Annotated in this window: 14 protein-coding genes; 5 read left to right on the top strand and 9 right to left on the bottom strand. The window is 67.2% G+C overall.

What is annotated here, in order from left to right:
- Positions 1 to 762, top strand: coding sequence for a M15 family metallopeptidase (locus LT948_RS04890; RefSeq protein ID WP_031635814.1), 762 nt, complete (start codon positions 1 to 3; stop codon positions 760 to 762).
- Here the strand turns inward: LT948_RS04890 and LT948_RS04885 are convergent.
- Positions 759 to 1712 (bottom strand): GlxA family transcriptional regulator, encoded by a 954-nt coding sequence (locus LT948_RS04885; RefSeq protein ID WP_003137870.1) that lies wholly within the window; start codon positions 1710 to 1712, stop codon positions 759 to 761. The genes LT948_RS04890 and LT948_RS04885 overlap by 4 nt on opposite strands.
- A 120-nt stretch (positions 1713 to 1832) precedes the next feature.
- On the opposite strand from LT948_RS04885, the gene LT948_RS04880 reads away from it, so the two are divergent.
- Positions 1833 to 2462, top strand: coding sequence for a cysteine hydrolase family protein (locus LT948_RS04880; protein ID WP_003105389.1), 630 nt, complete (start codon positions 1833 to 1835; stop codon positions 2460 to 2462).
- A 34-nt stretch (positions 2463 to 2496) separates the two neighbouring features.
- On the opposite strand, the gene LT948_RS04875 is transcribed toward LT948_RS04880, so the two are convergent.
- The 3 genes from LT948_RS04875 to LT948_RS04865 all read right to left on the bottom strand — a co-directional run bounded on the left by LT948_RS04875 (position 2497) and on the right by LT948_RS04865 (position 4121).
- The gene (locus LT948_RS04875) at positions 2497 to 3069 is read right to left on the bottom strand and encodes a putative natural product biosynthesis protein (RefSeq protein ID WP_003122107.1); all 573 of its coding nucleotides are present in this window, start codon (positions 3067 to 3069) and stop codon (positions 2497 to 2499) included.
- A 56-nt stretch (positions 3070 to 3125) separates the two neighbouring features.
- Positions 3126 to 3602 carry a copper chaperone PCu(A)C gene (locus LT948_RS04870; protein WP_103119312.1) on the bottom strand — a complete coding sequence of 159 codons (477 nt, stop codon included), beginning with the start codon at positions 3600 to 3602 and terminating at the stop codon, positions 3126 to 3128.
- Between the two features lie 129 nt (positions 3603 to 3731).
- Positions 3732 to 4121, bottom strand: coding sequence for a DUF2946 family protein (locus LT948_RS04865; protein WP_033995003.1), 390 nt, complete (start codon positions 4119 to 4121; stop codon positions 3732 to 3734).
- 171 nt (positions 4122 to 4292) lie between these two features.
- On the opposite strand from LT948_RS04865, the gene LT948_RS04860 reads away from it, so the two are divergent.
- Both LT948_RS04860 and LT948_RS04855 read left to right on the top strand, forming a co-directional pair.
- Positions 4293 to 5141 (top strand): M23 family metallopeptidase, encoded by an 849-nt coding sequence (locus LT948_RS04860; RefSeq protein ID WP_003092745.1) that lies wholly within the window; start codon positions 4293 to 4295, stop codon positions 5139 to 5141.
- A gap of 85 nt (positions 5142 to 5226) precedes the next feature.
- Positions 5227 to 5622 (top strand): DUF4345 domain-containing protein, encoded by a 396-nt coding sequence (locus tag LT948_RS04855; RefSeq protein ID WP_003092748.1) that lies wholly within the window; start codon positions 5227 to 5229, stop codon positions 5620 to 5622.
- Positions 5623 to 5639: 17 nt separating this feature from the next.
- Here LT948_RS04855 and LT948_RS04850 read toward each other — a convergent pair whose 3' ends face one another.
- The 3 genes from LT948_RS04850 to LT948_RS04840 all read right to left on the bottom strand — a co-directional run bounded on the left by LT948_RS04850 (position 5640) and on the right by LT948_RS04840 (position 9861).
- Positions 5640 to 7055: a PepSY-associated TM helix domain-containing protein gene (locus LT948_RS04850; RefSeq protein WP_033995005.1), complete on the bottom strand. Its 1416-nt coding sequence runs from the start codon at positions 7053 to 7055 to the stop codon at positions 5640 to 5642.
- A gap of 64 nt (positions 7056 to 7119) precedes the next feature.
- A complete protein-coding gene (locus LT948_RS04845) occupies positions 7120 to 9291 on the bottom strand; it encodes a TonB-dependent copper receptor (RefSeq protein WP_003119294.1) in 2172 nt (723 codons plus the stop codon).
- Between the two features lie 108 nt (positions 9292 to 9399).
- A complete protein-coding gene (locus tag LT948_RS04840) occupies positions 9400 to 9861 on the bottom strand; it encodes a DUF2946 domain-containing protein (protein ID WP_003092760.1) in 462 nt (153 codons plus the stop codon).
- Positions 9862 to 10340: 479 nt separating this feature from the next.
- On the opposite strand from LT948_RS04840, the gene leuA reads away from it, so the two are divergent.
- The gene (leuA, locus tag LT948_RS04835) at positions 10341 to 12011 is read left to right on the top strand and encodes a 2-isopropylmalate synthase (protein ID WP_003092766.1); all 1671 of its coding nucleotides are present in this window, start codon (positions 10341 to 10343) and stop codon (positions 12009 to 12011) included.
- 70 nt (positions 12012 to 12081) lie between these two features.
- Here the strand turns inward: leuA and LT948_RS04830 are convergent, their stop codons facing one another.
- A complete protein-coding gene (locus LT948_RS04830; protein WP_003092770.1) occupies positions 12082 to 12414 on the bottom strand; it encodes a DUF5629 family protein in 333 nt (110 codons plus the stop codon).
- A gap of 53 nt (positions 12415 to 12467) precedes the next feature.
- Positions 12468 to 12923, bottom strand: coding sequence for a hypothetical protein (locus LT948_RS04825; protein ID WP_003107363.1), 456 nt, complete (start codon positions 12921 to 12923; stop codon positions 12468 to 12470).
- Positions 12924 to 13103: the final 180 nt, after the last annotated feature.

The following is a 13103-nucleotide window of genomic DNA, read 5'->3' as shown; positions in this document are numbered from 1 at the left end:
ATGACCGACTTCACCCAAGCCATCCCCGTTCTCCCGGAGCCCGACTGGCACGCCGTGGCCGGCATCCCCATCGTCGATGCCGGCACGCCGCTGGAGGCGCTCGGGCTGAGCCGTGACTTCAGCGTCTGGCCGGCCTACCACAAGCTCGGCATTCCTCACGCGATCCCGGAGTGCCACGCTCGCGGCGAGGTCTTCGAGCGTCTCCTGCGGGTCGCCGCCGCCCTCCCCGGCGGCGTGCGCCTGGTGGTGCTGGACGCCTGGCGGCCGTTCGCCGTGCAGCAGTATCTCTACGACAGCCTGTCCAGCGCCCTGGCCGCGCACTACCCACGGGCCGGCGAAGCCGAGCTGGAACGGCTCACCCGCCAGTTCGTCTCGCCGCCGAGCAGCAGCCGCGAGGCGCCCAGCCCGCATCTCACCGGCGGCGCGGTGGACGTCACCCTGTGCGACGCCCAGGGCCGCTGGCTGGACATGGGCAGCGCCTTCGACGAAGCCGTGCCGGCCTCCTACACCGCCTACTTCGAACGCCTGGCGGAGCCCGACGCGCGCCAGCGACGCGTCCGCGATCATCGTCGCCTGCTCTATCACGCGATGCTCGACGCCGGTTTCAGCAACCTGCCCAGCGAATGGTGGCACTACGATTTCGGCGACCAGCTCTGGGCCTGGCACACCGGCGCGACGCAGGCGCTGTTCGGCCCGGTGCAGTTGCAGGCGATGGACGCGCTCTGGCGCCAGCAGTTGCAGAAGCGCTCTCCAGCGGACTAGGAGGCGAAGGCGCGCCGGTAGCCCAGCGGCGGCAGGCCGAACGCGGCGGAGAACTGCTGGCGCAACGACACCGCCGAACCGAAGCCGGCCAGCCCGGCGATCGCCTGCACCGAATGCTCGGTGGTTTCCAGCAGGCGCTGGGCCAGGGCCAGGCGTTCGGCCTGCAGCCACTGGCTGACGGTGGTGCCGGTGAGCTGGCGGAAATGCCGGGTGAAGGTCCGCCGGCTCATCAGCACCCGCTGTGCCAGGCTGTCCAGGCTGTGCGCCTGGTCGAGGTTCTGCCGCAGCCACACCAGCAGCTCGCCGAGACGGCCGTCCTGGGCGCTGTCCGGCAGCGGCTGCTCGATGAACTGGGCCTGGCCGCCCTGCCGATGCGGCGCCACCACCAGGCGCCGGGCCAGGTGATTGGTAGTCTGCGCGCCGAGCCGCTGGCGCACCAGGTGCAGGCAGCAGTCGATGCCGGCGACGGTGCCTGCCGAGGTCAGCAGGCCGTCGTCCTCGATGTACAGCACGTCGGGCTCCACCCGCACCGCAGGGAAGCGCCCAGCGAAATCCTCCGCCCACATCCAGTGGGTGGTGGCGCGGCGACCGTCGAGCAACCCAGCCTCGGCCAGCACGAAGGCCCCCAGGCACAAGCCCACCAGTTGCGCACCGCGTGCACGGGCCGCGATCAACGCATCCAGCAGCGCTTGTGGCGGACGCTCGTGTGGATCGCGCCAGCTCGGCACGATCACGGTCTGCGCCTCGGCCAGCGCTTCCAGCCCGGCCTCGGCCTCGATGGTGAACCCCACCGTGGTTCGCAGCCGGCCCGGCTCGGCGGCGCAGACACGCAGGTCGAAGGCCTGCGCGCAGGGGTCGTAGCACTCCTGGCCGAACACCAGGCAGGGCACCGACAGGTGGAACGGACTGATGCGGTCGAAGGCCACCACGGCCACGGACTGGCGGGACATGCGCACCTCGGTGGGTATGAGCGGGTTGGCCCGATTCTAGCGAAAGTTGTCTCTCAGGCCACTCACTCGCTACGCCGCGCCGGGACCAGAATCCGCCTCACCCACTCAGGAGGAAACGCCATGTCCGCACGTCAACCCAAACGCGCCTTGCTGGTCATCGACGTACAGAACGAATACGTCAGCGGCAACCTGCGTATCGAATTTCCCGCCATCCAATCGTCGCTGGAACGTATCGGCGCCGCCATGGATGCCGCCCACGCGGCGGGCATCCCGATCGTCGTGGTGCAGCACCTGGCGCCGGCGGACTCGCCGTTGTTCGCGCGCGGCAGCCGGCAGGCCGAGCTGCACGAGGTGGTCGCCTCGCGGCCCTACCAGCACAAGGTGGAAAAGCAACTGGCCAGTTCCTTCGTCGGCACCGGGCTGGCCGACTGGCTGCGCGAACGCGACATCGACACCCTCGCCGTGGTCGGCTACATGACCCAGCACTGCGACGACTCGACCATCCGCCAGGCGATCCACGAAGGCTGGCAGGTGGAATACCTGCACGACGCCAGCGGCTCGGTGCCCTACCGCAACCGCGCCGGCCAGGCCAGCGCGGAAGAGATCCACCGGATCTTCGGCATCGTCCTGCAGTCCTCCTTCGCCGCCGTGCTCAGCACCGAAGAATGGCTGGAAAGCCTCGCCGGCCGGCACGTTCCGGAACGCGACAACATCTACGACTCCAACCAGCGGGCCCTGGCCAACCGCTGAAACGGCGCCGCCCCGTACGCGGGGCGGCGAGCGCTCAACCGACCAGCGAGCCGCGCGCCGGCAACGGCTTCCAGCCCGGAAACTCGCGCAGCCGCGGGTCAGGCACCGCGCAATAGGCGAATGTCCAGTTCGGCGCCGGCAGGTCCAGGCGCTCCAGCGGCACGCGCGTGCCGGCGCCGGCCTGCGGCGCCTTCCAGTCCTGGGTGATGTGCGCACCGCCCTGGCTGGCCAGGAGGATGCCGCGGTTGGCGCTGGTGTCGTCCACCGTCCAACGCGCGGCGGAGGCGTCCATCAGCACCTCCAGATGCTCGTCGGTCACCTTGGCGCCGAACGGCGACTGCAACAGCCAGCAGTACAGGCGCAGGTGCATCGCCCAGTTCCAGGCGGCCTTCTGCTCGGCCGCCCATTGCAGGAAACCGCGGAGGATGGTCAGGCCATCCGGCGGATCGATCTTCAGCAGTTCCGGGCAAAGGTCGTAGAGATGGTGCCAGGCGCTGCTCAGGCGCTTGTTGAGCTGGTCCGGACGCAGGGTGGAGTTCTTCGGCGGCAGGCTGGGAGCCACCACCAGGCCGGTCTGCGCCGGCAAGGGATATCTGTTGCTGTTCATGCTCTGAACCTCGCACGCAAAGGCGGGGCGCCGGGCGCCCCTGCTCGACACGGCGCTCAGTGGCCGTGCTGCTCGTGCCCGCCCTGTTCGGCCGGCGCCTTGGACTCGACGACGATTTCCACCGGCACGTCGCCGGCCTTGCGGAAATGCAGCGTCAGCGGGAAGCGCTCGCCGGCCACCAGTGGCTGCTTCAGGCCCATCAGCATCAGGTGGTAGCCGCCGGGAGCGAAGCGCAGGTCCTTGCCTGGTGCGACGTCGACGCTGTCGACTTTCTGCATGCTCATCATGCCGTTCTTGTGCACATGCTCGTGCACCTCGGCGGAAGCCGCGCGCGGCGTGTCGGCGCCAAGCAGGGTGTCGTTTTCCTTGCCGTGGTTCTGCACCACGAAGTAGGCCGCGCCGTTCGGCGAGGTCGACGGCAGGGCCAGCGCCCAGGGATGCTCGATGTGCAGTTGGCCGGCGCTGTACTCGTGGGCCTGGGCGAAAGCGGAAACGGCCAGCAGGGCCGCGGCAGCGAAGAAGGATGTGCGCATGGTGACTCTCCAGTAGCGTATGACCGGTCTTTTTCCGTCGGACCGGCGATTCCATGGGGGAAGCTAGGGTATTGCGCCGCGACCTGCCCCGACCCGAAGGTCCAGGTTGTCGAAGGCGCGGGGGAGGAGTCAGGCGACAGGAGAGGCGCGCGGATTGGCGAGGCGCCAATAACGCAGGGGAGGCAGGTCGGTGGCGGAGAAAGCGTTACGGGCCGGGCTGGCCAGCGGCGCCAGCGGCAATGCCAGCCAGGAGGCGACCAGTCCGGGCGTGCCGGCGGCGCCGGCGCAGCAGCAGAGGTGCGGGGCCAGGCTTTCGTGGTCGTCGGGAAGATCGATGTCCTTGAGCGCGGCGCTCAGCTTCAGGCGCAGCAGCGAATCGGACGAGGTGCTGCAGAAGCCGCCGAGCAGCAACGAGGCGCGCTCCTGCGTCGTCAGCGCCTGCGAAAGCGGCACCACGAACAGGTTCATCAGCACGGCCAGGCTGGCCAGCCAGGCCACGGGGCGCCGTGACAGGGGCATCGTCGGTTCTCCGGAGAATGGGCCCTTTATGCCTGAGCGCGGGGCAAAAGTAAAAACGCCGGGCGCGACAGAGTGCCGCAGGTGAAAACGTTTGCAACCCTTGCGGGCTTTCCCCCGCCGCGCTCTTCCGCCAGCATAGACGGCTTTGACGCCCGACGAGTCGAGAAGCCGATGCCCCGCACCCTAGCCTTCGTTTCCACGCTGTTGCTCGCCGCTTTCTGCGCCCTGCCCGCCCAGGCCGACAGCTTCATCATGCGCCTGCTGAACAAGCCGGTGCCCGGCGGGGTGGCGGTGGTCGACCTCGGCGAGGAAGGCCCGCCGCCGCGGGCCTTCTACCAGGGCAAGCCGGTGCTGGTGGTGCGCGAGGAAGGCCGCCGCTGGATCGCCGTGGTCGGCATCCCGCTGAGCACCAAGCCCGGCCCGCAGAAGCTGGAAGTGCGAGCGGCGACCGGCAACCACGAGGAACGCTTCAGCGTCGGCAGCAAGCACTACCGCGAGCAGCGCATCACCCTGAAGAACAAGCGCCAGGTCAATCCGCTGCCGGAAGACCTCAAGCGCATCGAGCGCGAACTCGCCGAGCAGACCGCCGCCTACCGCCGCTTCAGTCCCGGCCTGCCCAGCAACCTGATGCTCGACAAGCCGGTCGACGGTCCGCTCTCCAGCCCCTTCGGCCTGCGCCGCTTCTTCAACGGCGAAGAGCGCAACCCGCATTCCGGTCTAGACTTCGCGGTACCGGCCGGTACGCCGATCAAGGCGCCGGCGGCCGGCAAGGTGATCCTCATCGGCGACTACTTCTTCAATGGCAAGACGGTGTTCGTCGACCATGGCCAGGGCTTCATCAGCATGTTCTGCCACCTGTCGAAGATCGACGTGAAGCTCGGCCAGCAGGTGCCGCGCGGCGGCGTACTCGGCAAGGTCGGCGCCACCGGCAGGGCCACCGGACCGCACATGCACTGGAACGTCAGCCTGAACGACGCGCGAGTCGACCCGGCGATCTTCATCGGTGCCTTCCAGCCCTGAGAAGTGAGCAACGCGGCGCCGGCTGAGGTCAGAAGGAACAGGGGGCGCGTCGATGCGCCCCTTTCATGACCAAGGGAGACACCGCATGACTCACCCGCTTCGCCTGCTCTGGCTGTGCTCGGCACTGTTCGTGGTCCTCGGCCTGGGCTTCGTCTTCTTCCCCGGCCCGCTCGCCTCCCTGCTCACCAGCGGCGAACCGCTCACCCCCGCCGCCCTCACCGACCTGCGCGCCAGCTACGGCGGCACCAGCTTCGGCATCGGCCTGCTGCTCGGCTATGCCGCCCTGCGCCCCCGCTACTTGGTGCTCGGCCTGCTCGCCGCCCTGGCGGTGATCGCCAGCGGCGGCGCGGCGCGTCTCTACGGTGTGCTGATCGACGCCTCGCCGGCGCTAACCACCTTCCTCTGGCTCGGCGCCGAGGCGCTGCTCTGCGTGCTGTTGCTGGCGGCACTCTGGAAGACCCGCCAGCTCGACCTCGACTGAGCGCCGGGCAGCAGGTCTCAGGCCAGGACCCGGCGAACCGCCGGCAGCCGCGACAGCACCAGCCAGTCCAGCACCCAGACCAGCAGGAGCGAGGCCCCCACCAACGGGAAGGCCACGCTCAGCGCCAGCATGATGGCGATGCCGGTCTTCCAGCGCGGCAGCTCGTGGCGCAGCGGCGGCACGCCAAGGCGTCCGGCCGGCTTGCGCTTCCACCAGATCCACAGGCCGCTCGCCGAGCTGAGCAGGATCGCCAGGCAGACCGCGAGCATCAGCAACTGATTGCCCAGGCCGAAGAGCTTGCCTTCGTGCAGCACGACGCCCATCTGCACGCTCCTCGCCACCGCGTTGTAGTCCTGCCAACGCACGTCGGCGAGAACCTTGCCGCTGTACTGGTCGATGTGCAGGGTGGCGTCGTGGCGCGGATCGTCGGGGAACACGGAAATCGTGTAGACCCCCTCCATCCCGCTCGGCAGGGCGATCCCGTAGCCCGCCGCCACGCCGCGCTCGCGAGCGATATCCACCACCCTTTGCAGAGGGATGCCCGCCGGCATCGGCATGTCCATCGGCATCGCGTGCCCGGCCTGGGCGGAATGCCCGCGATGCTCGGCATGGGCGTCGGCCGCCGGCGGCTGCGAGCGCGGCAGCGGAGTGTTCTCCAGCGGCCAGGGCACCTGCTGGCGCGACGCGCTGTTGAGGCTACCGGCCTGCATGTCGGAGGTCGGCACATCGTTCCACATCGCCGCCGGGAAGCGGTTCCAGACATCGGCGAACTGCTTGCCCCAGTAGCCGGTCCAGGTCATCCCGCTGAGCAGCATGAACAGCAACAGCAGGCTGCCCCAGAACCCGGCGACCACATGTAAATCGCGCCACAGCGGTCGTCCGCGCAGGTGCAGGCGCGGCCAGAACAGCGCGCTCGCCGCCCGCCCGCGCGGCCACCACAGGTAGAGACCGGAGACCACCAGGACGATGCCCCAGCCGGCGGCCAGCTCGATCAGCCGGTCGCCGACGGTCCCGACCATCAGCTCGCCATGCAGTGCCCGGGCCACCGCCTGGAGATTCAGCTGCGCATCCTGGCGGCCGAGTTCGCGTCCGCTGTAGGGATCGACGAAGAGGTTCCATTGCCTGCCCTCTTCGCCAATCACGAATTGCGCGCTGCGCCCCGCCTCGCTCGGCGGCAGGTACTGGCTGACGGCGGCCTGCGGGTGCGCCTGGCGCACCCCGGCGAGCAACTGGTCGGCGCTGCGCATCTGCGCACCGGCCTCGACCCGCAGCAGTTGCGGATAGAGCAGCGCATCCAGTTGCGGCTTGAACAGGTAGACGATTCCGGTCAGCGCCAGCAGGATCATGAAGGGCGCGACGAACAGCCCGGCGTAGAAATGCCAGCGCCAGGCCAGCGCATAGAAGTCACGGCCGTTCTTTTCGTTCGATTGCATGGATCACCTCATCGGAGCGCACGTAGGCAAGGCGGGCCCCGCTGGACGGGGCCTCGTTGAAGGTTCAGAAGCTGAAGTCGACCTTGGTCCAGAAGGTCCGGCCCGGCTCGGGAACCGTTTCGTTGGCGGAGAAACCGAAGCCGGCGTCGCCGGCCTTGTTCAGGTGCTCGGTGTAATCCTTGTCGAACAGGTTATCGACACCGGCGCTCAGCTTGACGTTGCGAGTCACCCGGTAGGCGCCGTTGAGCGAGAAGACGCCGAAGCCGGCGCTCTTGTCGAAGTCCTTGCCGACCACGTTGCCCTGGTCCCTGGCGATGCGATTCTGCGGCGCGACCACCCGCCACAGGCTGCCGGCACTCCAGTCGCCTTCCTCGTAGGTCAGGCCGAAGCGCGCTTCCAGCGGCGGGATCTGCGGCAGCGCGCGGTCGTCCGAGCTGTTCTTGCCCCAGGCATAGGCCAGGCTGGCGTCGGTCTTCCAGTTGCCGGTGAGCTGGTAGGAAGCGCCCAGCTCGCCGCCCATGATCCGCGCGTCGACGTTGGTCGCCTGGGTCGAGGAGCCCATCATGCCCTCGCGATAGCTGAACAGAATGAAGTCCTGGACCACCCCGACGTAGCCGGAGGCCCAGGCCTGCAGCTTGTCGCCGTTGTACTGGAGGCCGAAGTCGAGCTGGGTGGTCTTTTCCGGCTTGATCTTGTCGAAGGCGTTGACCGACCCGTTCGGCCCGCGCTTGGGCGAGAACAGCTCCCAGTAGTCGGGGAAGCGCTCGGCATGGCCAAGGCCGGCGTAGAGGGTGGTCGGCGAGTCGGCAAGGTCATGCTCGTAGCGCACGAAGCCGCTGGGCAAGGTATCGGCGCGGGTGTCGTTGGCCGTCGGGTTGGCCATGGCGTGGCCCATGTGCCCGGACTTCAGGGTCTGCCGGTAGTCCTTGACCGAGGCGCGGTCCAGGCGCAACCCGCCGATCAGCCGGTCGCGCTCGGCGGCGAACCAGGTCAGTTCGCCGAAGGCCCCGTAGTTGTGGAACACCGCGTCCTTGCTCCAGGGGAACTGGTCGGCGTCGGTGTAGTAGTCGGTCATCATGTCGTACTTGGAGCCGCGCGCGCGGTGCTCGTTGCGCATGGCGTCGACCCCGGTGACCAGCTTGAAGTCGTCCCAGCGCCAGGTGGCCGCCAGGCGACCGCCGAGGGTGCGTCGGTCCACCTGGGACGCCATCGGCATGGGCATCATGCTGGACGGGTCGGGAGTGCGCAGGCGGAAGTTGTCCATGATGTGGTCGGCGTAGTTGTAGTAGACCTGTGCCTCGACCTTCTCCAGCACATCGCTGACGTTCGATTTGACGAAGCGCAGGCCCAGGCTCTCGCGCTTGAACTGCGAGCCGTCCATGCCGCGCCCGGCGTAGCGTGCCTCGCCGTCGCCCTTGCCGGCGGTGAGTTCGATCAGGGTGTCCTCGTCGGGGGTCCAGCCGACCGCGACGTCGCCGTTCCACTTCTTCCAGCGCGACGGCACGGTATTCCCGGCGCCGTCCTCGTAATCATCGGACTGCGCGTGGTTGCCGGTGAAGCGCAGGTAGCCGAGCCGGTTGCCGGCGGCGGCGTCCAGCACCTTGTCGAAGCGGCCATTGGAGCCGGCCAGCAGGCTGGCGTTGACCCGCGAGCCGAGTTCGCCGAAGCGCTCCGGCTCACGCTCGAAGAGGATCGTCCCGGCCGACGCGCCCGGCCCCCAGAGCACCGTCTGCGGGCCCTTGATCACGGTGAGCTTGTCGTAGGTTTCCGGCGAGATGTAGGAGGTCGGCGCGTCCATCCGGTTCGGACAGGCACCGAGCATCATGCCGCCGTTGGTGAGGATGTTCAGGCGCGAACCGAACATCCCGCGCAGCACCGGGTCGCCGTTGCTGCCGCCGTTGCGGATCACCGCGAAGCCGGGAATGGTCTTCAGGTAGTCGGCCCCATCGCTGGCCGGTACCGGTTGGCGCGGCTCCTTGGGATTGGTGACGATGGTCAGCGGCGAACTCTGGGCGACTCCGGTGACCACGCTCGGCGCCAGCTCCACGGCGTGATCCTGGTGCTGGGAGTGCTCCTCGGCCAGGAGCGCCGACGGAGACAGGGCCAGGCCGCACAGTGCGGCGAAGGCTCCCGCCCAGCGGCGGCGTTGTGCGAGACGGGCAGGGTCGAAGCTGAAAGCGGCGGTCGGGCAGGCGTTGCCGGCCGCTCGTTGTTGAGTAGACATACGTTTTTCCATGATCTATGTGACTTCCGCCCCGCCCCCACGGCGAGCAGGCTCGCGTCACCGGCGCGGCGAAGACGCGCCGGTGCCCCCAGGAAGCGGCGGCTATCGGATTGAAAGAGGTCAGGCGATCAGGAACGGCGGCGCACGGGTACGGGCGCCGGGAAACACCGGCGAGGCGACGAACGCCTCGTTCAGGAAAGCGACGGCGGGCGCCGTCGCGAAGGGAACGGAGAACAGCGCCAGGCAGGCGTCTTCGGTGAGCGGCGGGCTGTGGAACAACAGGCTGCAATAACCGCACTTCTCCCAGAGCACGTCGCTGGCCAGGCGATTGCCTTCCTCGCCGCCCATCCCCGGCATGCCGGCATGGACGACGGAGCGCTGGGCATCGGAACAGCCGGCATGGGCCATGTCGCCATGGTCCATGTTCTCGTGGGACATGCCTTCGTGGCCCATCCCCACGCCCATCGGCATCGGGTGGTCCATCGGCATCGACTGGGAGATCAGCGGCCCGACGAAGATCATCAGCATGGCGAACAGAGCCAGCCATGCACCGATGCCTTGTCGTTTCAGAGTGGTCGCCACCTGCGACTCCCGCCGTCTTGAATGAAGACCACCGCGTAGCGGGCCGGATGGCCGCTCGCGCCGGGTCATGCCGAAAAGAAGAATGCGCCTGTCGTTATACGCCCCAGGCACGGGGAACGAAATGATCGCACAAGGGCGGCTGGCTCTTCTGCGGCATGGGGCCGCAGAATTTTCCGTTGCGGAGAGCGTGCCGGCGGCGCAATCGAGGACAAGCTTTCACCGCAGAGAAAGAATAAAAACCCACAAAAGCCGAACAAATGGGAAATTCTACTAATTTTCCTTTAATGCTTGCCATTCAAATGCAGTCTCACTAGTGTGGTACGCATGAAAACACCACACACCCTCATCCTGCTCCGCCAACACGCCTGCCTGTGCCTGGTCAGCCCGCGACTGCGTGGCTGAGCGACGCTTCTCTTCATCTCGTCACTGCGTTCGCCTGGCCCCGCCGGCCCAGGAACCGACTCCAAAGGATTAGCCCCATGAGCATGTTGAAAGACCCTTCGCAGAAATACCGCCCATTCCCGGCCATCAATCTGCCCGACCGCACCTGGCCGTCGAAGACCATCACCGAGGTGCCGATCTGGTGCAGTTCCGACCTGCGCGACGGCAACCAGTCGCTGATCGAACCGATGGACGCGGCGAAGAAGATGCGGTTCTTCAAGACCCTGGTGCAGGTCGGCCTGAAGCAGATCGAAGTGGCCTTCCCGTCGGCTTCCGATACCGACTTCAACTTCGTCCGCGAGTTGATCGAAGGCAACCACATCCCGGACGACGTCACCATCCAGGTGCTGACCCAGGCCCGCGAAGACCTGATCACCCGCACCTTCGAATCCCTGCGCGGGGCGAAGAAGGCCATCGTCCACGTCTACAACGCCACCGCCCCGTCGTTCCGCCGCATCGTCTTCAATCAGGACAAGCAGGGCGTCGTGGACATCGCCACCAACGCCGCGAAACTGATCAAGAAGCTGGCCGCCGAGCAACCGGATACCCAGTGGTCGTTCCAGTACTCGCCGGAAATCTTCAGCTCTACCGAGCTGGAGTTCTCGGTGGAGGTCTGCAACGCGGTGATCGACGTCTGGCAACCGACCCCGGACAACAAGATCATCCTCAACCTGCCGGCCACCGTGGAGTGCGCCACGCCGAACGTCTACGCCGACCAGATCGAATGGTTCGGCCGCCACGTCGACAAGCGTGACAGCGTGATCATCAGCCTGCACACCCACAACGATCGCGGCACCGGCGTGGCCGCCACCGAGCTGGGCCTGATGGCCGGCGCCGACCGCGTCGAAGGTTGCCTGTTCGGCAACGGCGAGCGCACCGGCAACGTCGACCTGGTGACCCTGGCCTTGAACATGTACACCCAGGGCCTGCATCCGCAACTGGACTTCTCCGACATCGACGCGGTGCGCAAGGTGGTCGAAGAGTGCAACCAGTTGCCGGTCCACCCGCGCCATCCATATGTCGGCGACCTGGTCCATACCGCTTTCTCCGGCTCGCACCAGGATGCCATTCGCAAGGGCTTCGCCCAGCAGAAGGAAGACGCGATCTGGGAAGTGCCGTACCTGCCGATCGATCCGGCCGACATCGGCCGCGACTACGAAGCGGTGATCCGGGTCAACAGCCAGTCCGGCAAGGGCGGCATCACCTTCCTGCTCGAACAGGAGTACGGCATCAGCCTGCCGCGGCGCATGCAGATCGAGTTCAGCCAGGTAGTGCAAGGCGAGACCGACCGTCTCGGCCTGGAAATGACCGCACAACAGATCTACTCGCTGCTGGAAAACGAATACCTCAAGGCGACCTCGCCCTACGTCCTCGCCAGCCATCGCCTGCAGGAAGAGAACGGCACCAGCGCCGTCGACCTGGAAGTCTCCTTCGACGGCGAGAAGCAACACTGGCGCGGGATCGGCAAGGGACCGCTGGAAGCCTTGGTGGCCGCCCTGCCGGTCAAGGCGGAAATCATGGACTACCATGAGCACGCCATCGGCGCCGGCGCCAATGCCAAGGCCGCGGCCTATATCGAGATCCGCCTGGAGGGCCAGCGCCCGCTGCACGGCATCGGCATCGACGAGAACATCACCACCGCCAGCTTCCGCGCCCTGTTCAGCGCGCTGAACCGCGCGGTGACCCAGGCCGAGGCCAAGGCGGCCTGACCGGCACGGAAGGGAAAAAAGGGAGCCAGGCGGCTCCCTTTTTTCATGGGCATCTTTCAGCTGAGTCGCTTCACTCATCCTCGCCGCTGGCGCTGACCGCTCCCAGGCAACGGAGCTGGTACGCCCCCTCCCCTGTGGTCAGGCGCCAGGACTCGCCATCGGCCTGGGGCTCGGCTTCCATCACCGCGTTGTAGGAAAAACGCCACTCGCGACGGGTGCGTCCATCCAGGCTTTCCACCGCCAGCACCCAGTCTTCGCTGGCGAACGGCTGGTCGGCTTCCGCCGCCAGGTCCGCCTGGTCCAGCAGGTTCTCGTTGAGTTCGAAGCGCCAGGCGTGCAGACCGTCGATCTCGAGCATGTCGGCGGTTTCCAGTTCATCGAGCAGGTAGCGTTGTGTAGTCATGGCCAGTCATCGCGGATAAAGAACTCATGATAAGGCAAAGCGCGGGCTGCCCCTCACACCACCAGCATCACCACCGGGATCGCTACCGACAGGACCACCAACATGAACAGCAGGCCGATCCCCGCCGCCCGCCAGTTGGAAATGAACGCTCCGCCCGCTGCCTTGTGGCTGTCCAGGGCCGGACCGAAGGCTGATTTGGCGTAGTAGACCATGCCGAATATCTGCGCCACCGTGAAGCCGATCGAGGGGATGTTCTCCGGCAGTATCGCGCCCAGGACCGGCAGCAGGACAAACAGGCAGAGGCCGACCAGCCAGGTTTTCCCGACTTCCTGCGCCCGTCCCAGGCGACGGAGATTCACCGCCGCGAGGAAGGCACCGGCCAGGGGCGTGCCGATGAAGGTACCCAGACCGATCGCGGAAAGCCTGTACAGCGGCTCGCCATGGGTGGCGTCAGGCTCGTCCAGGCGGGCCTCCGGTGGGCGGAACGGATTCTCGGTGTCGCTGTTCATGCGTGTGCTCCCTGCGGATATTTACTGAAGCTTTACCAGGGCCGGCATTGGAAAATCCCGGCAACCGGCAGAGTCTATAGGACGCCGCGCGCCGGCTGAACATTCCGCGCCCGCCGGGAGTCACAGCAAGACGTGCGAACGAAAGCGCCCACACAGGACCGCACTCAGGAGGGATGACGC

Source organism: Pseudomonas sp. CP-1, assembly GCF_021213715.1.
GTDB classification, from domain to species: Bacteria; Pseudomonadota; Gammaproteobacteria; order Pseudomonadales; family Pseudomonadaceae; genus Pseudomonas; species Pseudomonas aeruginosa.
This window is presented reverse-complemented; position numbering and strand designations above follow the sequence as displayed.